Origin of the sequence: Pararhodobacter aggregans (genome assembly GCF_003075525.1) — a bacterium.
In the GTDB taxonomy this organism is placed as follows: domain Bacteria; phylum Pseudomonadota; class Alphaproteobacteria; order Rhodobacterales; family Rhodobacteraceae; genus Pararhodobacter; species Pararhodobacter aggregans.
In genome coordinates, this window is sequence record NZ_QDDR01000018.1 from 52,406 (window position 1) to 73,511 (window position 21,106).

Below are 21,106 nucleotides of genomic sequence, written 5' to 3' on the forward strand. Positions count from 1 at the left end.
GGGATCAAAGGCCGAGGTCGCGCGCCATGGCGTGCGAGGCTCTGGCGTGGTCCGGGTCCGTCAGATCGACCGAAAGCCGGGGCCCGGTGCCGCCCTGCCTGTGCGGCGCGGCGATGGCCCCGGTGTCGCGGACAATCCCGTCAACCGGGCGGGTGAAACCCCAGCCCGGCACGCCCGGCCCGGCGATGCCGAGGCGCGAGGCGTTGTCCCGCCGGACCCGGCCAAAGGCGCCGCCGTCCTCCGGCCCCGGGTGCAGCCCGATCCCGCGCAGGAAGGCGGGTTCGGCCAGCCGTGTCTCCGGGCCGAACCCGCGCTCGCCCTCGGGCCAGCGCCAGTCGGCCACGCCGCTCAGCCGCATGCCGTTGCCGTCCAGCACCGCGAGGGCGAGGGACCACCGCAGCAATCCCGCCGTTGCCGCCCTCAGCCGCATCGGGACCGGGCCTTGCCCGTCATCGCCCGGCCAATGCAGCACCGGCGCATGGGTAATCACCACCAGCGCCGCGCCGAAGCCCTGCCGCGACAGCATCTGCCGCAGGCTCTCGCCCAGCGGGAAATAGCCGTCGATGATATCCTCGAAGAAATGCCCGGCGACGAGAAGATCGGCCATGCGCGCCTCAGAACAGGGTGAAATACTCGGCCTGTTCCCATTCCGAGACGGTCGCCAGATACCGGCCCCATTCCGCCCGCTTCAGATGCGCGAGGTAGCGGACGAAATCCGGCCCCAGCGCCTGCGCATAGAGGGGGGAGGCCTCGAACGCCTGAATGGCCGCGTCCAGTGTGGCGGGCAGGCTCGCCTGATCCTCGGCATAGGGCGTCAGCGTCGGCGGCGGGGGCGTGGCGCCACGGGTCAGCCCATCCAGCCCGGACAGGATCTGCCCGGCCAGCGCGTAATAGGGATTGGCGGCGGTGTCGGCGACGCGGTTCTCGATCCGGGATGCCGGATCACCGGCATAGAGCAGCGCACGAAGCATGGCGCCGCGGTTGTCGGTGCCCCATTGCACGCGGTTCGGGGCCAGCTGGAAGGCACTGAACCGCTTGTAGCCGTTGACCGTGGGATTGGTCAGCAGGCAGGTGGCGGGTGCGTGCTCCAGAAGCCCGGCGATCCAGGCGCCCGCCTCGGCCGTCGGTTCGCCATCGACCGAAGGGGTGAAGACGTTGCGCCCGGTCTGCCGCGAGACCAGCGATTGATGGATGTGCCAGCCATTGGCCACCGCATTCGCCACCCGGGGCTTCGGCATGAAACTCGCGTGCAGGCCCTGCCGCTGGCAGATGTCCTTGACCATCATGCGGAACAGGACGAAGCGGTCGGCCTGGGTCAGCGGGTCCGAAGCGTCGAAGGTGAATTCGAACTGCGACGGCCCCATCTCGATCTCCATCGAGCGGGGGGCGAGGCCCATCGCCTCGGCCGCGCGGCGGATCTCGTCGAGCAGGGGCTCGACAGCGCCATAGCGGGTTTCGGTGAGGAAGGCCCAGCCCTGCGTGGTGTTGCGGGTGGTGATCGCGGCGGGGGGCATGGTGGCCTGATCGTGTGAAAGGCCGTCATCCTCGATGGCGAAGACCTGAAACTCCACCTCCAGCCCCATCACCGCGTCATGGCCAGTGCGCGCGAGCGCCTCCATCGCCCGGCGCAGCACGCCGCGCGGCGAGACCGAGACGTGCTGGCCCGAGCGATAGGCCAGATCGCAAAGGATCAGCGCGGAATGCGGCGACCAGGGCAGGGGGGTGAAGGTGGCGACATCCGGCACCAGCAGCAGATCGCCCGCCCCCGCCAGCGACACGCCGTCCAGCGTCAGCCCGTCCTTCCAGACGTCGAACACCGTCCGATGCGCCGTGTCCTTGAGGATCAGCGTCGACGGCACCGACAGCCCCGAGGCCAGTGCCGAGCCCAGTGTCCGCGCCGCGATGGCCTTGCCGCGCAGGATGCCGTGCTGGTCGGCAAACAGCAGGCGCACCGTCTCAAACCCCTCGGCCATCACCCGCGCGACCAGTTCGACCCCGGCCTGTGCCTGATCCTCGCTCAGCAAGCCGCGCTCGAAGAGTGCTCCCTTGATCGCCCCGTCCATGCTCACACCGTCGCGTCCCAGGGACAGGCCGCCCGCCGCGCCAGATCGGCCGCCCGGCTCACCGCCTGCCAGTCGGCAGTTTCGGCAATCGCGTCGTTGGACAAGGGCCCGAGGATCCCTGCGGCGCCCGCGCCATGCATCGGCAGCGCCGCCCGGTCGCCCTGTTCCAGCGCGTCCATCATCCGCCGCAGCATCCGCCGGTAGCGGATGATCGCCACGTCCGAGCGGCCGAGGTGTTCCTGCGTGCGGTCCTGGATCCGGCCCATCCCCTCGACCGCCCATTGGTCGTGGACGTTGATGTCCAGCCCCATGCCGGTATAGGTCAGCGCCGCCTGCTCGGCCGGGTCGTAATGGTAATCGTTGCGGCGGTTCTTCAGCGGTGCGTAATCGGGCAGGCGGTGTTCCTTCAACCGCTGGGCGCGCATCAAGTCCTTGTTCACCGGCTTGTCGAAGCTGGTGAAGACGGTGACCCAATAGCAGGTCTGATCGTCGACCGGGACGTGCCATTGGGTGATGGTCATCTCGCGCGACATGGGGATGCAGATCGCCTCGGGGAAGATCTGGTTGGTGACGCGGACATGGGTATGGCCGTTCTCCATATGGCGCAGCGCGGTGATCTTCAGCCCGTAGTCGGTTTCGTCCACCTTGATCTCGGGGCGCGGATAGTCGCGCAGCAGCTTGGTCATTGGGATCTCGGTCGCGCCGGCCTTGTCGCGGAACTGCTTGCCATAGCTGTCGGCCGGATCCTCGTCCTCCAGAAAGCGGTGCAGGAACGAGGCATGGGCCGGGTCGATGCCGATCTCCAAAGCCTGCAGCCAGTTGCACTCCCACAGGCCCTTGAAGGCGAAGACATGGGTGTCGGGCGCGCGGAAGCAGTCGAAGGCGGGGAAGGGCGGCGGGGCGCCATCGCCGAGATAGGCGAAGACCAGCCCGGCGCGGGTCTCGGTCGGATAGACCGGGCCGGTGGGGTCGATCTGGATCGCGTCGGAGGCCGGGTAATGCGTCGGCGCCTCCTCCGGCGAGGCGACGCGGGTCGCCAGTTCCAGCCCCTGCGCGCCCTGCTGCAGCACCAGCCGCTCGCCCAGCAGGTTCACCGGCACCAGCGGGCCATGCGCCAATTCATCGACCAGAGCGGCGGGTTGCCAGTATTGCCGCAGCACGGCGCCCGCCGGAGTGCCGGGGGCGATGCGGGTGATGCGGTCATTGAGGTGCTGGCTGATCATGCTTCTGTCTCCGCTGCGGCTGCCTGTTCCAGTTCCACCCCGACCTGCGCCCAAATCGCGCCATCCACTTCGCGGACCGGCACCATCGGGATGCGGATCTGCTCGTGCATGCGGGACCCCTCGGGTTCCGCTGGTTGTTCGACGCATTGCCCGGTCCGGTTGAAATGCCAGCCGTGGAACGGGCAGCGCAGCCCGTTGTCCTCCAGCCGACCATAGCACAGGTCGGCGCCGCGATGCGGGCAATGACGGCCGATCAGGCCCAGCTGCCCCTCGTCGTCGCGAAACAGGACCAGACGCCGGCCGGCCAGCGTCACCGGGATCAGCGGACGGGGGCGGTTCAGATCGGCCAAGGTGGCGATCTGGACCCAGCCCTTGGCTTGTGGCGTTGCGGCGGTCATCGGCTCGGGCTCCCCTTGCGAATGGTGCGATAATCGCACATAGTGGGCGATATGTGAACTTTGCCAGAGCGCGGGAGACCTGTCAAATGAGTGATCGCGATTTCGCCCAGACCCTCGCCAAGGGGCTGGAGGTTCTGGCTTGTTTCGAGAGCGGCGCGCTTTGCCTGACCCTGCCCGAGATCACCCGCCGTTCGGGTCTGGACCGGGCGGTGGTGCGGCGGCTCTGCCTGACGCTGGTACGCTGCGGCTATCTGGAAGAGGGCGAGGGCGGTCTGCGCCTCGCGCCCCGGGTGCTGACGCTGGCGGGTGGGTTTCTGGGCGGCTTGCAGGTCGGCCGGGTGGTGCAGCCCGTCCTGCGCCACGCGGCCGAGGAGTTGGACATGGAGGTCGCGCTCGCCACCCGCGATCGGCTGCACGCGGTCTATGTCGATCGCGCCGCCCCGGCCTCGGCCCGGGTGACGCTGGGTTTCGGGATCGGCAGCGCGCTGCCGCTTCTGCACACGGCGGTCGGGCGGATGCTGCTGGCGCGCTCGGGCCCGGAGGTTCTGGAACAGGCCCTCGCCGCCCGGCCCGCGACCCGCTACACCGAGGCGACCGAGCTTGACCCCGCGCGGCTGCGCGCCGCCGTCGAGGCCGCGCGCGAACAGGGCTTTGCCTTTGCCCGCGACGAGTTCGAACTGGGCGCGGCCGGGGTGGCGGTGCCGTTGGGCGGGCTGGGGCAGGTGCCCTTCGTGCTGGCGACGACGGCCTCGGTCAACGCCTTCGACGAGCCGGGGAGGCTGGAGCGGGTGCTGGATGTGCTGCGGCGGAGCGCGCTGGCCATCGGCCGGATCGGCGCCCCGCGCTGAGCGGCCTTATGCCAGAAAACTGCGGATCGTTTGCAGCGTGCCGTCCAGCGCCACGCCTTCCTCGTCCTGCAGGGCCGAGGTGATCAGGCGCCGCGCCCAATCGGCGGCATCGTCCCGCCCCTCGACCATGGCAATGCCCTCCATCACCCGGTCGAACTTGCCCAGACCCCGCGCATGGGTGTCGGAATAGCCCTTCACCAGACGCCGGGCTTGCAGCGTCGCGGTGGCCAGCGCCAGATCCCGGGGCGCGCGGTCCAGCGCGGTGGCGAACCAGCGGTCCAGATGCGCCGTCTCCTCGGCATGGCGCAGGCTGCGCGGGCGCCAGCTGCGCATCGAGGCGAGCATGTGCAATTGCAGGAAGGGCAGCAGCCGGTCGGTTCTGAGCCTGCGCCCCTTGTTCACCCGACGGTCGATGAAACCCAGCAGCCGGGGCCGGTCCATGATCGCCTGACCCAGCGCGCGCGGCAGCAGCGAAACCACTTCCTCGGCCCGGGGATGGGTGAATTCGGTCAGCTGCATGACCTCGGCCCCGCCCATCTCGGCCCGGATCCGGTCCAGACGTTCGGGCCGGGTCTTGGCATCGGCGACGCGGATCACGTCATCATAGGTCATGGCATTGGCGAGGTATTTGGCCGCCGCGATGGTGAAGGCATTGTCCGTGCCGTGATCGGTGCGGGCGGCGGTTTCCAGCCGGTCCAGATAGGACGCGCCATAGGCAAGATCCTGAAAATCCACCACCTTGCGCAGGCCGGCCAGCGCCATCGGCCGGACAGCGGCGGGCAGGGTCGAAACACGGTCAGTCAGGGCCTGCCAGCGCTTGGTCAGTTTCTCGGGGCCTCTCGCGCTGCCCGGGGCGCGGGGCAGGGGGGCGACGGGGGCCGGGACATTGCCGGCCAGCGCCGCCTCGCGCCCCGCCGCGAAGGCGCGGAGCGAAGGCTCGACCCCCTTGCCGCTGGACCGGATCGCCGCCTCGAACGCCTCGACCGGGAAGGGCAGGGCGCCCGATCCCGCCAGCGCGCCGAACAGGCTGGCCGAGATGACCGAGCCCGCCTTCAGCGCCGCCGCCTCGAAATCCGCCAGCACCAGCCCGCGCGCGGCCACTTCCGCCGCGGCCCGAACCTCGTCGGCATTGGCGATGCCGTCGCCCGGCACCATCTTCTCGCTCACCGCCAGCGCCCGGTGGGTCGAGGCGATCAGCGTTGTCCGGTCGGGCGTGACGAAGCCGCGCAGGATCGCCCGCCCGGCTTCCATCATCTCGGCCGCGATCATCACGTCCACGTCGCCCGCCGCGGGGGCGAGCGAGAAGACCGGCGCGACGGGCCCGGCTGGCGCCATTTCCAGATAATAGATCGTGGCGCCCGTGCGCTGCGCCACACCCGCGACCGAGGTCGCCTGCACCGCATAGCCCTGCGCACGCGCGAGGGTCTCGATCCAGCCGCCCAGCACGCCCCCGCCCTGACCGCCGACCGCCAGGATCGCCAGCTTGATTACATTACCCGCGTCGGCGGGTGGGGGGAAAGTGACGCTCATGCCGCGCTCTCCTCGAAGCTCAGGCGGCGGGACTGGCGACGCTTCGCCAGCCAGCCGATCAGCCCCTGCCGCCAGCCGTTCAGACGGCGTTCCAGGGCCGAGGGGTTGTGGATCACCCGCGCCTCGTAGAACGAGGGGCAGAGGACAGCGGCCTCGGCCACCTCGCCGCAATTGCCGCAGCCGACGCAGGAGGTGTCGATCGAGGCCACCGGATCGTCGCGCAGCGGATCGTCCAGTTTCTTCAGCGACAGCGACGGGCAGCCCGACAGCCGGATGCAGGCATGGTCGCCGGTGCAGACGGCCTCATCGACGCCGAAGCGCGGCGCCTCGACCCGGCGCCCCTCGCGGATCGCGGCGCTGCGCAGGGGCTTCTCGCGCCGCTGTTTGTTCAACATGCATTCGGACGAGGCGACGATGACCTTGGGCCCGGGCGTGTCGGTGGTCAGCGCCTCGCGCAGGATGTCGCGCATGCCCGCCACGTCATAGGTGCGGTCCACCTGTTTCACCCAGTCGATGCCGATGCCGCGCAGCGCCTTGGAGATCGGATTGTTGGTGGCCTTGGTCGGGTTCTTGGCGCGCGACGACATCACGTCCTGCCCGCCGGTCGCGGCTGAATAGTAATTGTCGACGATGACCGCCACGCCGTCCGACTTGTTGAACGCCATGTTCCCGAACGAGGACGACAGGCCATTGTGCCAGAACCCCCCGTCGCCGATCACGGCGATCGAGCGTTTCTCGGCGCCCCCTGCCTTGCCACCGTCAAAGGCCGCGTTCGACGCGGGGCCGAGGCCGTAGCCCATCGTCGCGCCGCCGATGTTGAAAGGCGGCAGCGAGGCAAACAGGTGGCAACCGATATCGGCGCTGATCTGGTGTTCGCCCAGTTCCTTCTGCACCAGTTTCATCGCGGCGAAGATCGGCCGTTCCGGGCAGCCGGTGCAGAATCCCGGCGGGCGGATCGGCACGGTCTTCGACAGGTCCGGGATCGCCGGCGCCTCGGTATTGGGCGCCAGCACCTGCGCGGGCAGCAGATTGGGCGCGTGCTGGCGCAGGAAGGTTTCCAGCGAATCCTTCATCACCTGCCCGGTGTATTCCCCGGCCATCGGGAAAATGTCCTTGCCATGCAGCCGGGTCGAAGACCCCGAACGCAGCATCATCGTGGCAAAGGCCTGTTCCAGAAACTCGGGCTGGCCTTCCTCGACCACCAGCACCGCTTCCTTGCCTGCGCAGAAAGCGCTGAATTCATCGGGCAGCAGCGGATAGGTCACGTTCAGGCAATAGATCGGCACCTGCGTGTTGCCATAAAGGTCCGCCAGACCCAGCCGTTGCAGGGCGCGGATCACGCCGTTGTACATGCCGCCCTGACAGACGATGCCGACCGGCGCCGCCTCTGGCCCGAACCGCTCGTTCAGCTGGTGGTCGCGGATGTAGCGCTCGGCGGCGGGCCAGCGGTTGTTGATCTTGTCGTGTTCCTGCGCGTAGCTCATCGGCGGCAGCACGATGCGCGAGACATTGCGCTGGGGCTTGGCCAGCGCCTCGCGCACGCTGAGCGGCGGGCGCTGGTTGTCGCGGGTCTGGAACTGGCCGGTGACGTGGCAGGCGCGGATGCGGACCATCAGCATGACAGGCGTGTTGGACGCTTCCGACAGCGCGAAGCCGTCGCCCACCGCCTTGACGATCGAGGGCAGGTTCGGCCGCGGGTCCAGCAGCCAGAACTGCGACTTCATCGCGAAGGCGTGGCTGCGCTCCTGCATGATGCTGGAGCCTTCGCCGTAATCCTCGCCGACGATGATGAGCGCCCCGCCGGTCACGCCCGAGGAGGCGAGGTTGGCCAGCGCGTCCGAGGCGACGTTGACGCCGACCGGCCCCTTGAAGGTCACGGCGCCCCGGATCGGGTAATGCACCGAGGCCGCCAGCATCGCCGCGGCGGCGGCTTCCGAGGCGTTGGCCTCGAACCTTACGTCCAGCTCTTTCAGCAGGTCCTCGGCATCGGCCAGCACGTCCATCAGGTGGCTGATCGGCGCGCCCTGATAGCCGCCGACATAGCCGACCCCGTTCTCCAGAAGCGCCTTGGTGATCGCCAGGATCCCCTCGCCGGTGAAGGTCTCGCCCGCGCCCTTGCGCAGATCGGCCACCTCGGCCTTGAATGAGCGTTCGGCCATGCGGTCCTCAGAATTCGTGTTTGCGGATGTTGCGCAGCATCTTCTGCAAGGTGAGCAGGAAGGCTTGCCGTTCGTCGTCGGAAATACCGCGGAACATGACCTCCTGCGCGTCGGTCATGTGCGGCCAGAGGCCTTCGAAGACTTCGCGACCGGCGGCGGTGATGAAGATCCGCGTTGCCCGGCTGTCGTTGGGGTCGGTTTCCCGCCGGACGAGGCCATCGGCCTCCAACTGGTCCAGCGCCCGGCTGAGCGTCGATTGTTCGGTCACGGCATAGACGGCAAGTTCCCGGATCAGCGGTGCCTGCACCACCGACAGCACCGCAAGCGCCCGCATCTTCGGCGTGGACAGGCCGTTCTTGCCCAGGGCCGCGCGGATCTCGGCGTTATAGCGGCCCATGATCCGGTTCATCAGATAGGGCGCGAAACCCTCCAGCCCGGTTTCGCCCAGCCTCGTCCGTCTCTTGCCCTGATCGCTCATGCCCCCAGCCTCTTCGCCGCGTTGAACCCCGATCCGCCGCCGAGGCCCGGCCCCGGATGCGTCGAGGCCCCGATATGGATCAGGCCGCGCACGGGTCCAACCCCGTTGGTGGAATGGGCGAAGGGGCGCCAGATGAAGAACTGGTCGATGCCGCAATGCCCGCCATAGGGATCGCCGCCGACGAGGTTGATGTTCATCGCTTCCAGATCGGCGGGGGAATAGGCCCGGCGCGCCAGCCTGATCCGGTCGAAATCCTTGATGTGGCGGGCGAGGATGCCCTCGATCCGGTCGGCGAAAGCCTCGCGCGTGGCCTCGTCCCAGCTGCGGCCGGGGATCTGGCCGGCGGCGTCGCCCTTGATGGCGCGGGGCGCGTCGGGGATTTGCAGCCAGAGGATCGCCTTGCCCTCGGGACAACGGGTCGGGTCCAGCTTGGACGGCTGGCCGACGCAGAGGGTGGGGGTTTCCGGGAAGAGGCCACGCTCCGCCTCGTTGGCGGATTTCGACACCGCGTCGATCCCGTCCGACAGGTGGATCAGCGCCACGTCCTCCAGCCCCGGGGTCAGCCATTCCGGCGCCCGGTCCAGCGCGAAATGCAGCTGGAAATTGCCCCGCCCGTGCCGGAAATCGGGCAGCGCGGCGCGGTCCTGGGTCAGCTCGGCATCGCCCAGAAGCCGGTCGTAAAGCTGCCCCGGCGCGACCGAGGCCAGGACCGAGCGCGCGGCGATCGTCTCGCCCGTGGTCAGCATCACCCCGGTGACGCGGCCATCCAGAACCTCGATCCGGGACACATCGGCGCCGGTGCGCAAGGTTCCGCCATGCGCCTCGATCAGCGATTTGAAGGCGGCGACCGCAGCACCCGAGCCACCCTTGACCACCGGGGCCCCGGCGGCCTCCAGCGCGAAGGCGATGACCTTGCCCATCTGCGCCGAATAGGCGGATTCGGGCGTCAGGCCGCAATGCAGCACCCACGGCGCCCAAAGCGCCTGAACCAGCGGGCTGCGATAGCGCGCTTCCAGCCAGCCGCGCGCAGGCGCCAGGGCCTGACCCATCCAGCCGGCAAGACCACGAAGGCCGCGCTTGCGCACCTGCCCGAACAGCAGTTTCGCCGTGCCCCAGGACCAGAGCGATCCGCCCAGAAGGCCGAACAGGAAGGGCGCATCGGCGGCGATCTGCCCGGTATCGGCGGCATGCTGGTCACCGTCGCCCGGGGCCAGTGCGTTGAAGGTCGCGCGGTTCTTGGCCGGGTCCATGGTCAGCACCAGGGCGCTGCCATCGGGCCGCAGCACCGCCGTGGGGTGCGGGCTGTGGCAATAGTCGAACCCGTGCCTGGCCAGATGCGGCCCCAGCGCCGCCCCGGCGGGCGAGGTCATGAACAAGACCCAGGTGGCGGCCATCACGTCATGGTGGAAGCCCGGCAGGGTCGCGGTGTCGGTCAGCAGGCAGCCGCCCAGACGGTCCTCGCGCTCCAGCACCGTGACCTTGTGGCCTTTCAATGCCAGCATGGCCGCGGCCACGAGCCCGTTGATCCCGGACCCGATGATGACGTGATCGGCCGCCATGGCCTCAGCCCCGCGCGACCAGCGCCAGCGCCCGGATCGGCGAGCCGGTGCCCTGGGCGATCTTCAGGGGCGCGGCGATCAGGATCGCGCCCTTGGGCGGCAGCTTGTCCAGATTGGCAAGCGAGGCGAGGCCGAAGCGGTTGTTCGCGTGCAGGAGGTTATGCGCCGGGAAGGGCGGGTTCATGCCGCCCGCAAGGCCCGCGTCGGTGCCGATGCACTGGCTGCCCCAGCCGACGATGCCCTTGCCGATGAGGTGCTGGATCGCCTCGGCGGTCGGCCCGGGGGTGTGCGGCCCGGTCTCGTTGGCGTTGAGAAACAGCGCCTCATCGTGCGCGCGCTTGTCCCAGTCCGAGCGCAGGACGACCCATTCCCCGGCGTTGATCGCGCCGTGCTGGGCCTCCCAGGCGTCGATATGCTCGACGGTCAGCAGGAAATCCGGATCGGCGGCGCATTCGGCGCTGAAATCCAGCACGTTGACCGGGGCCACGACGCGCTTGATGTCCAGCGTGTCGGTATAACCGTCCGAGTAATCCTTGCCGGTGATCCAGTGATGCGGCGCGTCGAAATGCGTGCCCGAGTGTTCGCCCAGTTCCAGCCAGTTCCAGGCCCAGAACGGCCCGTCCTGATCGTATTCGCTGATGCGGTGGATCTTGATGGGCGGGGTGTCCTTGGCCAGTTCCGGCGGCAGTTTCAGCAGCGGCGTGTCGGGGCCCAGCGTCCCCGTGCAATCCACCACCTCGATGCCGCCCGAGGCCAGAAGGCCGGCAAGCTGCGTCAGAACATTGGATGCATTCATGGCGATTCTCCCTGTCACGGGGCCTGTGTCGGCCCTTCACAAAAACAGACTAGACAGATTTATATGCATTTGCAAATATCATTTCGACTCGTGGGGGCTTGGTCGTGGATGATCTCGATGCGGTGCTGATCGGCGCCGGACATAATTCTCTGGCCTGTGCTTTGACCCTTGCCGCAAAGGGCTGGCGGGTGGGTGTCTACGAACGCGCGCCGGTGCCGGGCGGGGCGGTGAAAAGCGGCGAGTATACCCTGCCGGGCTTTCGTCACGACTGGGCGGCGATGAACCTCTCGCTCTTCGCGGGAAGCCAGTTTCATAAGCAATTCGCTCAAGAACTGGCCGGGCACGGGCTGGCCTTCGTGCCGGTCAACCGCCCCTTTGCTTCGGCTTTCCCGGACGCGACCTGGCTGGGGATCGAGATGGACCAGGCCGCCAACCGTAGCCGCATCGCAGCATTGTCCGAGGCGGATGCGAAGGTCTGGGATTCGCTCAGCGAAACCTTCCCGACCCGGGCCGAGGATGTCTTCGCCTTGCTCGGCGCCAAGATGAAGATGTATGCATTAGCATCTTTTCTCTGGGGCCTGTGGCGCCGCCGCGGCATGAGCGGCGCGCTGGAGCTGGCGCGTTTCCTGCTGGCCTCGCCCCGCGCCTGGCTGACCGAGACTTTCGTGTCCGAAAAGCTGCGGGCCATGTTGGGCGCCTGGGGCATGCATCTGGATTACGCGCCCGACAGCGCGGGCGGCGCGCTGTTCCCCTATCTGGAGGGGATGGCCGGTCAGGCCTTCGGCATGGCGCTGGGGCAGGGCGGGGCAGATACCGTCACCAGAGCGCTGGTCAAGGCCATCGAGGCGCGCGGTGGCCGCGTTGAATGCGGGGTCGAAGTCACCGGGATCGAGCATCAGGGCGGCGTGGCCCGGGCAATCACCCTGGCGGATGGTCGCCGGATCGCCGCCAAGAAAGCCGTGATCGCCAATCTGGCGCCGCGGGCACTGGTCCGGTTGACCGGCGGCACCGGCGATGCGGGTTTCGACAAGCGGATGGCGGATTACGCCCATGCTCCCGGGACGATGATGATCCACCTCGCGATGGATTCGCTGCCCGACTGGGCCGCGGGCGAGGCGCTGAAGGGCTTCGCCTATGTCCACCTCGCGCCCTCGCTCGACCAGATGGCGCGGACCTATCAGCAGGCCAAGGCAGGGCTGCTGCCCGACGAGCCGGTGATCGTCGTGGGCCAGCCCACGGTCTTCGACCCCTCGCGCGCGCCTGAGGGCAAGCACGTCCTCTGGATGCAGGTCCGCATGGTGCCCGGCACGATCCTGGGCGACGCGGCCGGCCTCATTGCCGCCCGCGACTGGGCCGAGGTGGCGGATCCGATGGCCGAGCGCGCGCTCGATATCCTCGAACGCTACGCGCCCGGTGTCCGGGCCAAGATCCTCGGCCGCCGCATCGTCACGCCGATGGAGCTGGAGGCCGACAACCCGAACCTCGTCGGTGGCGATCAGGTCTGCGGCAGCCACCATCTGGCGCAGCATTTCCTGTTCCGTCCTGCCCCCGGCCATGCCGATGGCAGCACGCCGATCCGCAACCTGCATTTGACCGGGGCCGCCGTCTGGCCCGGGGCGGGGACCGGCGCCGGGCCCGGCTATCAGCTGGCGCAACGCCTGACATGAACCAGACCCCGAGCAACGGGGCGCGCAACGAACCACAGACCAACAGGGATATGAACCATGAAACTCTCACGCCGCAGTCTTCTGAAGATGAGCGCCGCCACGGTGACGCTGAGCGTCGCCTTGCCCGCCTTCGCGCAGGCCATCGATGAACTGGTCATCGCCTATAACGTCAACCTGCCCAGCTGGGACCCGACCGTCGGCCCCTCGGCCGTCAACCCGACGATTCAGGGTCTCTATCAGTCGGTCTTTGACCAGTTCATCCTGCAACAGCCGGATCTGACGCCCGCGCCGGGCCTGCTGACCGACTGGGGCTGGAACGAGGACCGCACGCAGGTCTGGATGGATGTCCGCGAGGGCGTCAAATGGCATGACGGTTCGGATTTCAGTGCCGAGGATGTCGCCTGGTCGCTGGCCCGCGCCGCCGATCCCGCCACCGGCAACCCGATCCAGTTCGTCTGGGGCACGCTGGCCAACCACCGGGTCGAGGGGAACCGGGTCATCGCCGATGTGGCCCAGTTCGATCCGACGATCTTCAAATGGATGTACTTCCTCACCGGCTATGTCCTGCCGAAAGCCTATTACGAGCGTGTCGGCGCCGAGGGCTTCGAGGCCGCGCCGATCGGCACCGGGCCCTACAAGGTCGAGCAATATGAGCGCAACGCCTTCGTCCGGCTGCGCGCCAATGCCGATTACTGGAACGGCGTGCCGGAATTCGAGACCGTCACTATCCGCTTCGTCACCGATGCCGCCAGCCGCGTGGCCGAGGTGGAATCGGGCCGCAGCCATGTCACGCTGGAAATCCCCTACGAGGAATACGACCGCCTGCGCGACCGCTCGGGGCTTGCGGGCGTCGCCGCGCCGGTCAGCGATATCGCGATGATCTTCTTTAACGACATCGACGTGATGCTGGACGAGAACGTGCGCCGCGCCGCCGTCCATGCGGTGGACAAGCAGCTCATCATCGACCGCCTGCTCTCGGGCTACGGGGTTGCGATCAGCACGCTGGAGACGCCGGAATACGCCGCCTTCGATCCAACCATCGAGGTCGCCTACGACCCCGATCTGGCCCGCGAACTGCTGGCGGCCTCGGGCTATTCCACCGACAACCCGGTGCGCTTCACCATCCAGACCACGCGCGGCTTCAAGCCCAAGGATTACGAGATGATCCAGGCCATCGTCGGCATGTGGCGCCGGGTGGGGATCGAGGCCGAGATCGAGGTCTACGAGGTCGCCCGCCACTACGAGCTGCGCGCAGCCGACCAGCTGGCGCCTGCGGCCTTCTACAACTGGGGCAATTCGGTCGGGGATCCGACCACCTCGACGGGCTTTGCCATGTTCGGCCCCTCGCCGCATTCGGTCTGGGACAGCCCCGACCTGATCGAGATGATCGGCCCGCTCTGGGCCGAACCGGACGAGGCCACGCGCATTCAGGGCTGGAAGGACGTCTCGCGCTATATCGCCGAACACGCCTATGTCCTGCCGCTGCTGCAATATGTGCAGCCGATCCTGCATGCCTCGGGCGTCACCGTGGTGCCCCATGCCTCGGGCGCGCTGCTGCCGCATCTGATGACGCGCGCGTAACATACCCGGGGGGCGGCTCTGACCGCCCCCCGGCTGCCCGAGGTTCCCATGTTTCTGCGCCGTCTTCTGACACGGATCGCGACCACGCTCGTCACGCTTCTGGGCGTGGCGGTGATCGTGTTTGCCGTGATCCGTATCGTTCCAGGCGATCCCGTCGCCATGATGCTGCCCCCCGGCGCGACCGAGGCGGATATCGCCCGACTGAACGCCTTCTACGGGCTGGACAAATCCATCCCCGAGCAATTCTTCATCTGGCTGGGGGGGGTGGTGCAGGGCGATTTCGGCACCTCGATCACCACCCGCCAGCCGGTGCTGGGGCTGGTCCTGTCGCGCCTGCCGGCGACGCTGGAACTGTCGATCATGGCGCTGGTCATCGCGGTCGCCCTCGGCGGGCTGGTCGCGCTGACCGGCACCCGGCTGCGCTACACGCGGACCGAGGGCGCGCTTGATGTGGCGAACGGCATGGCGCTGAGCGTGCCCGATTTTCTCTGGGGGCTGGTGCTGATCCTGCTTTTCGGCGTGCTCTGGCCGGTCTTCACCATTTCGGGCCGGGTCTCGCCGCAACTGGTACCGGAATTCGCCACCTCGTTCTTCCTGTTCGAAAGCGTGGTGCGGCTCAGGTTCGACCTGTGGCTTGATCTGGTGCAGCACATGCTGATGCCCGCCTTGGCGCTGGCCATCCCGCTGGCGGCGATCATCGGCCAGCTGCTGAAGCAGAGCCTCAAGGAAACCATGCACCTTGATTATGTCACGCTGGCCCGCACCAAGGGCTACAGCGAGAACCACGTCATCCTGCGCGAGGCTTTGCGCAACGCCGTCCTGCCGACGCTGACGCTGATCGGCGTGCAGTTCACCTTCCTGATCGGCGGCACGGTCATCATCGAGCGGCTCTTTTCCTACGAGGGGTTGGGCAACATGGCGATTGACGCGGTCATCAACCGCGACCTGCCGCTCATCCAGGGGATCGTGCTGCTCTTCGCGTTGCTCTTCACCTTGGTGAACCTCGCCGTCGATCTGCTCTATGCCGTCCTGAACCCGAGGTTGCGCCATGCTTGACGGCCGCTCGCTTGTGAAACGCACGGCCGGGCTCAGGCTCTGGCTCTCGGCCGGGTGGCTGACGGCGCTGGTGATCGGGGCGGTCTTCGCGCCCTGGATCGCGCCGCAGGATCCGTTGATGCAGGATCTGTTCACCAGCCGCCTGCCGCCCTTCTGGATGGATGGGGCCGAGCCCGGCTATTGGCTGGGCACCGACAGCCTCGGCCGCGATGTCCTCAGCCGCATCCTCTACGGCGGGCGGGTGGCGCTGATCGTCGCGCTGATCGCCGGCACCGCGACGGCGCTCATTGGCGCGACGCTGGGTCTGATCGCGGGCTACTACCGGGGCTGGACCGATATGGTCATCTCGCGCCTCGTCGATATCTGGATGGCGTTTCCGCCGGTCCTGTTTGCCATCCTGCTGATCGCGGTGATGGGCACGGGCCTCACCTCGGTCGTGGTGGCGATCATCGTCATCGACTGGACCCGCTTCGCCCGCGTCGTGCGGGCCGAGGCGATGGCGCAAGGGGCGATGGATTACGTGGCCTCGGCGCAGGTGGCAGGACGGGGGCGCATGTCGACCCTGCTGACCGAGATCCTGCCGAATGTGCTGTCCACCATCATCGTCCTGCTGACGCTGGAAATGGGCATCGCCGTGATCGTCGAGGCGATCCTGTCCTTCGTGAACCTGTCGGTCTCGACCGACGATCCGACCTGGGGCGGGATGATCGCCGAGGGGCGGCTGTCGATCCATCAGGCCTGGTGGGTGCTGGTCTTCCCGCTGGTCGCGCTGTTCCTGACGGTGCTGTCCTTCTCGCAGCTGGGCGAGGGTCTGAAAGACCGCTTCGACCCGGTGCTGAATTGAGGGGGCGGGCATGAGTTTCCTGAAAATCCGTGACCTCTCGGTCATCCTGCGCGGCACCAACCACCGGCTTCTGCGCGGCGTCTCGCTGGATGTGGGCGCGACCGAGGTGATGGGGCTGGTGGGCGAATCCGGTGCCGGCAAGTCGATGATCGGCAAGGCGGTGCTGGGCATTCTGCCGCGATCCGCGAAGATCGTCGGCGGTTCCATCGAGCTGGACGGGGTGGATCTGCTGAAACTGCCGCCCCGGCAGCGGCGGCATCTGATCGGCCAGAAGGCGGCGCTGATCCCGCAGGACCCGCTGACCGCGCTGAACCCGGCGCGGCGGATCGGACCGCAGATCGGTGACCGGCTGGTCGATATCCTCGGCTGGGAAAAGGCCCGGGCGCGGGCAAGGACCGAGGAGATCCTGCACGATGTGCACATCCCCCAGCCCGACCGCGTGCTGCGCGCCTATCCGCACGAGCTGTCGGGCGGGATGCGGCAACGGGTGCTGATCGCCTCGGCCTTTGCCGCCGAACCCCGGCTGATCGTTGCGGACGAGCCGACGACCGCGCTGGACGTGACGGTGCAGAAGCAGATCCTGAAGCTGATCTTCGAGATGCAGGCGCGCCACGGCACGGCGCTGTTGTTCGTGACGCACGATCTGGGCGTGGTGTCGAAGATCTGTCAGCGGCTGACCGTCCTCTATGGCGGGCTGGTGATGGAGGAGGCCGAGGTCGGCGCTTTCTTCGAGGCGCCGCAGCATCCCTATTCCCGGGCGCTTCTGGCCGCGACACCCCGGCATACCGACCCCACCGCCGACCTGACCCCGGTGCCCGAGGCGGTGATCGCCCTGGCGCAGCGCGCGGTCGCCGACGCCGACCTGAGGTGGCATTCATGAGCGATCTGTACCGCGTCGAGGATCTGCGCCTCTCGCTGCCCGACATGACCCGTAAGCCTCTGTTCGGCGCGGCCCCCCGGATCGAGATCCTGAAAGGCATGAGCTTTGCCATCCCCAAGGGTCAGGTGCTGGGCATTGTCGGCGGCTCGGGCTCGGGCAAGTCGACGCTGGGCCGGGCGTTGGTGCGGCTGTTGGAGCCGACCGGCGGGCGCGTCACCTTTGATGGCACCGACCTGACCCATCTGCCGGAACCGGCGCTGCGCCCGCTGCGGCATCGCTTCCAGATGATCTTTCAGGACCCGATGTCGTCGCTGAACCCCCGCATGTCCGTCGCCCGGATCATCGCCGCGCCGCTGTCGCTGCACGGTCGCGCCAACCCCCGGGCCGAGGCGCTGGAGGCGCTGGAACGCGTCGGCCTGCCGCGCAGTTTCGGCGCGCGTTTCCCGCATGAATTGTCGGGCGGGCAGCGGCAGCGGGTCGGCATCGCCCGGGCCATCGCGCTCAGGCCCGATTTCATTCTGGCCGATGAGATCGTCTCGGGCCTTGATGTGTCGAGCCAGGCGCAGGTTCTCTCGATCCTGCGTGACCTCGTGCGTGAGATGAACCTGACGCTGGCCTTCATCAGCCACGACCTGAGCGTCATCCGCCGGCTCTGCGACCGGGTGCTGGTGCTCTATCAGGGCGAGATCGTCGAGGATTCGGCCTGCGAGACGCTGTTCGCCGCGCCGCAGGCGGCCTACACGCGGGAACTGCTGGAGGCGATCCCCGAGCCGGACCCGAAAAAACCCTGGTTCCAGCGCGCTAGCTGACGAAGCGGTCGGCCAGCGCGTCCTGCAGGGTCTGCCGTGGCGTGCAGCCGAAGCGCGCACGATAGATCCCGGCGAAGCGGCCGAAATGGCCGAAACCCCAGCGCGTGGCAATCTCGGTCACGCTGCTGCCCGGAAGCGCCGCGCGCAGGTCGGCATCCGCCCGGTCCAAGCGCGCGTCGCGCAGGAAGGCCATGGGCGTGGTGTCGCGAAACCGCCGGAACGCCAGTTGCAGGGTCCGGGCGCTGACGCCCACGGCCTGCGCCACATCCTCGATGGCGATCGGCTGATCGACATGGGCCAGGATGTATTCCTCGGCCTGACGGACCATGCGGGGCAGGGGCGCGGGGCCCCGGCTGTGGCTCAGCGCGTCGGAGAAATTGTGACGATGCGCCTCCAGCAGGCCGGTCATCAGCGTGCTTTCGATCTGACGGCCCAGCAGGCTGCCGGGGCGCAGGACCGGGCGGCCCGCATCCGCCTCACTCACCAGATAAAGCAGCAGCGCCTTCAGCGCCGCACCCCGCTGGCTGGTCAGGTCGAAAGAGCCGGTGAAGGTCAGCGGCCGGTCGGGCCGCCCGGCGATCAGCCCGGCCAGATGCGCGTTCAGTGCCTGCCGGTCGATCTGCAACAGCACCTGCCGGCAGTCCTCATCCCAGATCATCGTCGTCGCGTGATGCGGGTTCAGCACCGCCGCCCGCGCCGGGTCCGAGACATAGGTATCCGCCCCGTTGCGGATCGCCGCCGCACCCGAAAGCGGCACCTGCACCAGATAGAAATCCCGCAGCTCGCCCGGGGCGATCAGCGTCTTGGTGCCATAGGCGATGTAATTCAGGGACAGCCGCTCGCCCCGCAGGTGATGGTGGCAGGCGTCGAAGGCGCCCTTGCCGATCCGGTCCAGCCGGTGCGGACAAAAGACCGAGGCGACACGCTCGCGCGCCTCGTCAAGGTCGTGGGTATGAAACAGCGCGTGGGCGGCCAGCGGGACCGCAGCAGGATTCGCCATGACAGCCTCCAGGGCCGGGGACCCGGAAAGGCTAACACCGGATACATGCGTCTGCACATATTTTTACGGTTGGATGAAGGTTTTTTCGTTTTTCGGATAATCCGCGTGCTGCGCGGATAGTCACCCCCGCGGACCCTGCCAGAGTACCCGTCAAACAAGGTACAACAGGGGAAGATCATGCGGGGATTGGACGGCAAGGTCGCCATCGTTCCGGGCGGCGCCACCAAGATCGGGCGGGCCGTGGTGGCCGCGTTCCGCGCGGCGGGCGTGCGGGTCATGGTGGCGGATATCGACGCCGAAGGCGGTCAGGCGATGGTGGCCGAGGGCGTGGGCTTCACCCGCTGCGACCTGCGCAGCGACGACGACATCGCGGCGCTGGTTCAGGCGACGCGCAACGCCTATGGCCGGATCGACTTTCTGGTGAACGTCGCCTGCTCCTATCTCGACAACGGCGCGGAGTCGCCCCGTGCCGAATGGCTGGAGGCGCTGGATGTGAACCTCGTGGGCTCGGTCATGCTGATGCAGGCCGCGCGCAAAGATCTGGCGGCGACCAAGGGCGCGATCGTCAATTTCGGTTCGATCTCGGCCCGGGTGGCGCAGACCGGGCGCTGGCTCTACCCGGTCAGCAAGGCCGCGATCCTGCAACTCACGCGCAATCAGGCCATGGACCTCGCGCCCGAGGGCATCCGGGTGAACGCCGTCAGCCCCGGCTGGACATGGTCCAACATCATGGACCAGCTGACCGGCGGCGACCGGGCCAAGACCGATGCCGTGGCCGCGCCCTTTCACCTGCTGGGCCGCACCGGCAACCCCGAGGAAGTGGCCAGCGCGGTGCTGTTCCTCTGCTCGGATGAGGCGAGCTTCATCACCGGCACCGATATCCGGGTCGATGGCGGCTACACCGCCATGGGCCCTGAGCAGGCGGTGCCGGCGATCCCGAAACTGATGGAATAACAAAGAACAACAGGGAGTTGACCATGAGAAAGATCACCATTGTCGGCGGCGGCCAGTCGGGCTTCCAACTGGCCATCGGCCTGCTGCAGAAGGGCTATCAGGTGCGCGTGGTGCAAAACCGCGACGCGCAGGACATGGCGACGGGCAAGGTCCTGTCCAGCCAATGCATGTTCGGCGACGCTATCGAGGCCGAGCGTGCCCTCGGCATCGACTTCTGGACCGACCATTGCCCGCCGGTCGAGGGCATCAGCTTTGTCGTGCCTCATCCTGAACTGCCGGGCGCGAAGGCGGTCGACTGGGCATCGCGCCTCGACCGCAACGCCTATTCGGTGGACCAGCGGGTCAAGATCCCGCGCTGGATGGCGGAGTTCGAAAAGCTGGGCGGTCGGCTGGTGCTGAAGGAAGCGGGCATCGCCGATATGGAGCTTTACGCGCGGGAGGACGATCTGGTGATCGTCGCCTCGGGCAAGGGCGACGTCGGCAAGATGTTCGAGCGCGACGCGGCGAAATCCCCCTATGACCGGCCGCAGCGGGCGCTGGCGCTGACCTATGTCACCGGCATGACCCCGCGGCCCGAATACTCGGCCGTGAACTTCAACCTGATCCCCGGGGTCGGCGAATATTTCGTCTTCCCGGCGCTGACCACCACCGGGCCTTGCGACATCATGGTGTTCGAAGGCGTGCCCGGCGGCCCGATGGATTGCTGGGCGGAGGTGAAGAGCCCCGAGCAGCATCTGGAAACCTCGCTGGGTATCCTCAACACCTTCCTGCCGTGGGAAGCCGAACGCTGCCGCAACCTGAGCCTGACCGATGACAACGGCATCCTGGCGGGCCGCTTCCCGCCGACGGTTCGCAAGCCCGTCGGCACGCTGCCCTCGGGCGCGCGGGTGCTGGGGCTGGGCGATGCCGTCTGCCTCAACGATCCGATCACCGGGCAGGGGTCCAACAACGCGGCCAAGGCGGCGCGGGTCTATCTCAAGCGCATCCTCGATCATGGCGACCGGCCCTTCGATGCGGGCTGGATGCAGGGCACCTTCGACGCCTATTGGGATTACGCGCAATGGGTGGTCAACTGGACCAACATGATGCTGGCCCCGCCGCCGCCCTTCATCCTGGAGATCATGGGCACCGCCTGCGTCGAGCCGCGGCTTGCCCATCGCATCGCCAACGGTTTCGACGATCCGCGCGACTTCTTCCCGTGGTTCGCCGATCCGGCAGCCGCTTCGGTCTATCTGGCCGAACTGAAAGCCGCCTGAGCAAA

At 67.9% G+C, this 21,106-nt stretch carries 19 protein-coding genes; 9 read left to right on the forward strand and 10 right to left on the reverse strand.

Features of this window, described 5'->3' with window-relative positions:
* Positions 1-4: 4 nt before the first annotated feature.
* From DDE23_RS23285 to DDE23_RS23300, 4 genes are read right to left on the reverse strand one after another with little or no spacing between them, the layout of a single operon-like run.
* On the reverse strand, positions 5-607 hold the full coding sequence (locus tag DDE23_RS23285) for a hypothetical protein (protein ID WP_107750904.1): 603 nt from the start codon (positions 605-607) through the stop codon (positions 5-7).
* Positions 608-614: 7 nt separating this feature from the next.
* Entirely contained in the window at positions 615-2,063 is a 1,449-nt protein-coding gene (locus tag DDE23_RS23290) for a glutamine synthetase family protein (RefSeq protein WP_107750903.1), read from the reverse strand.
* Positions 2,064-2,065: 2 nt separating this feature from the next.
* Entirely contained in the window at positions 2,066-3,286 is a 1,221-nt protein-coding gene (locus DDE23_RS23295; RefSeq protein ID WP_107750902.1) for an aromatic ring-hydroxylating oxygenase subunit alpha, read from the reverse strand.
* Positions 3,283-3,684, reverse strand: a complete 402-nt coding sequence (locus DDE23_RS23300; RefSeq protein ID WP_107750901.1) for a Rieske 2Fe-2S domain-containing protein — start codon at positions 3,682-3,684, stop codon at positions 3,283-3,285. Before DDE23_RS23300 ends, DDE23_RS23295 begins: the two co-directional genes overlap by 4 nt.
* Positions 3,685-3,770: 86 nt before the next feature.
* Between DDE23_RS23300 and DDE23_RS23305 the strand changes: the two genes are divergently transcribed.
* A complete protein-coding gene (locus DDE23_RS23305; protein WP_107750900.1) occupies positions 3,771-4,532 on the forward strand; it encodes an IclR family transcriptional regulator in 762 nt (253 codons plus the stop codon).
* A 6-nt stretch (positions 4,533-4,538) separates the two neighbouring features.
* Here the strand turns inward: DDE23_RS23305 and DDE23_RS23310 are convergent, their stop codons facing one another.
* From DDE23_RS23310 to DDE23_RS23330, 5 genes are read right to left on the reverse strand one after another with little or no spacing between them, the layout of a single operon-like run.
* The gene (locus DDE23_RS23310) at positions 4,539-6,062 is read right to left on the reverse strand and encodes an indolepyruvate oxidoreductase subunit beta family protein (RefSeq protein ID WP_107750899.1); all 1,524 of its coding nucleotides are present in this window, start codon (positions 6,060-6,062) and stop codon (positions 4,539-4,541) included.
* Complete coding sequence (locus tag DDE23_RS23315) at positions 6,059-8,221, reverse strand: thiamine pyrophosphate-dependent enzyme (protein WP_107750898.1); 2,163 nt, start codon at positions 8,219-8,221, stop codon at positions 6,059-6,061. Before DDE23_RS23315 ends, DDE23_RS23310 begins: the two co-directional genes overlap by 4 nt.
* Before the next feature lie 7 nt (positions 8,222-8,228).
* Positions 8,229-8,699 carry a MarR family winged helix-turn-helix transcriptional regulator gene (locus tag DDE23_RS23320; RefSeq protein ID WP_107750897.1) on the reverse strand — a complete coding sequence of 157 codons (471 nt, stop codon included), beginning with the start codon at positions 8,697-8,699 and terminating at the stop codon, positions 8,229-8,231.
* Complete coding sequence (locus tag DDE23_RS23325) at positions 8,696-10,258, reverse strand: phytoene desaturase family protein (RefSeq protein ID WP_107750896.1); 1,563 nt, start codon at positions 10,256-10,258, stop codon at positions 8,696-8,698. The genes DDE23_RS23320 and DDE23_RS23325 overlap by 4 nt, the downstream gene beginning before the upstream one ends.
* 4 nt (positions 10,259-10,262) lie before the next feature.
* Complete coding sequence (locus DDE23_RS23330) at positions 10,263-11,054, reverse strand: cyclase family protein (protein WP_107750895.1); 792 nt, start codon at positions 11,052-11,054, stop codon at positions 10,263-10,265.
* Between the two features lie 104 nt (positions 11,055-11,158).
* Between DDE23_RS23330 and DDE23_RS23335 the strand changes: the two genes are divergently transcribed.
* Genes DDE23_RS23335 through DDE23_RS23360 form a run of 6 tightly spaced genes read left to right on the forward strand, consistent with a single transcriptional unit; the run spans position 11,159 to position 17,891 of the window.
* On the forward strand, positions 11,159-12,721 hold the full coding sequence (locus DDE23_RS23335) for a phytoene desaturase family protein (protein ID WP_107750894.1): 1,563 nt from the start codon (positions 11,159-11,161) through the stop codon (positions 12,719-12,721).
* 57 nt (positions 12,722-12,778) lie between these two features.
* A complete protein-coding gene (locus DDE23_RS23340; protein WP_107750893.1) occupies positions 12,779-14,302 on the forward strand; it encodes an ABC transporter substrate-binding protein in 1,524 nt (507 codons plus the stop codon).
* Between the two features lie 48 nt (positions 14,303-14,350).
* Positions 14,351-15,358: an ABC transporter permease gene (locus DDE23_RS23345; RefSeq protein ID WP_107750892.1), complete on the forward strand. Its 1,008-nt coding sequence runs from the start codon at positions 14,351-14,353 to the stop codon at positions 15,356-15,358.
* The gene (locus tag DDE23_RS23350; protein ID WP_107750891.1) at positions 15,351-16,202 is read left to right on the forward strand and encodes an ABC transporter permease; all 852 of its coding nucleotides are present in this window, start codon (positions 15,351-15,353) and stop codon (positions 16,200-16,202) included. Before DDE23_RS23345 ends, DDE23_RS23350 begins: the two co-directional genes overlap by 8 nt.
* Positions 16,203-16,212: 10 nt before the next feature.
* Complete coding sequence (locus DDE23_RS23355; protein WP_107750890.1) at positions 16,213-17,082, forward strand: ABC transporter ATP-binding protein; 870 nt, start codon at positions 16,213-16,215, stop codon at positions 17,080-17,082.
* Positions 17,079-17,891, forward strand: a complete 813-nt coding sequence (locus DDE23_RS23360) for an ATP-binding cassette domain-containing protein (RefSeq protein WP_107750889.1) — start codon at positions 17,079-17,081, stop codon at positions 17,889-17,891. The genes DDE23_RS23355 and DDE23_RS23360 overlap by 4 nt, the downstream gene beginning before the upstream one ends.
* On the opposite strand, the gene DDE23_RS23365 is transcribed toward DDE23_RS23360, so the two are convergent.
* Positions 17,884-18,891 carry an AraC family transcriptional regulator gene (locus DDE23_RS23365; protein ID WP_107750888.1) on the reverse strand — a complete coding sequence of 336 codons (1,008 nt, stop codon included), beginning with the start codon at positions 18,889-18,891 and terminating at the stop codon, positions 17,884-17,886. The genes DDE23_RS23360 and DDE23_RS23365 overlap by 8 nt on opposite strands.
* 177 nt (positions 18,892-19,068) lie before the next feature.
* Here DDE23_RS23365 and DDE23_RS23370 point away from each other — a divergent pair, with 177 nt between their 5' ends.
* Both DDE23_RS23370 and DDE23_RS23375 read left to right on the forward strand, forming a co-directional pair.
* On the forward strand, positions 19,069-19,845 hold the full coding sequence (locus DDE23_RS23370; RefSeq protein WP_192883751.1) for an SDR family oxidoreductase: 777 nt from the start codon (positions 19,069-19,071) through the stop codon (positions 19,843-19,845).
* A gap of 23 nt (positions 19,846-19,868) precedes the next feature.
* Positions 19,869-21,101: a styrene monooxygenase/indole monooxygenase family protein gene (locus tag DDE23_RS23375; protein ID WP_107750886.1), complete on the forward strand. Its 1,233-nt coding sequence runs from the start codon at positions 19,869-19,871 to the stop codon at positions 21,099-21,101.
* Positions 21,102-21,106: the final 5 nt, after the last annotated feature.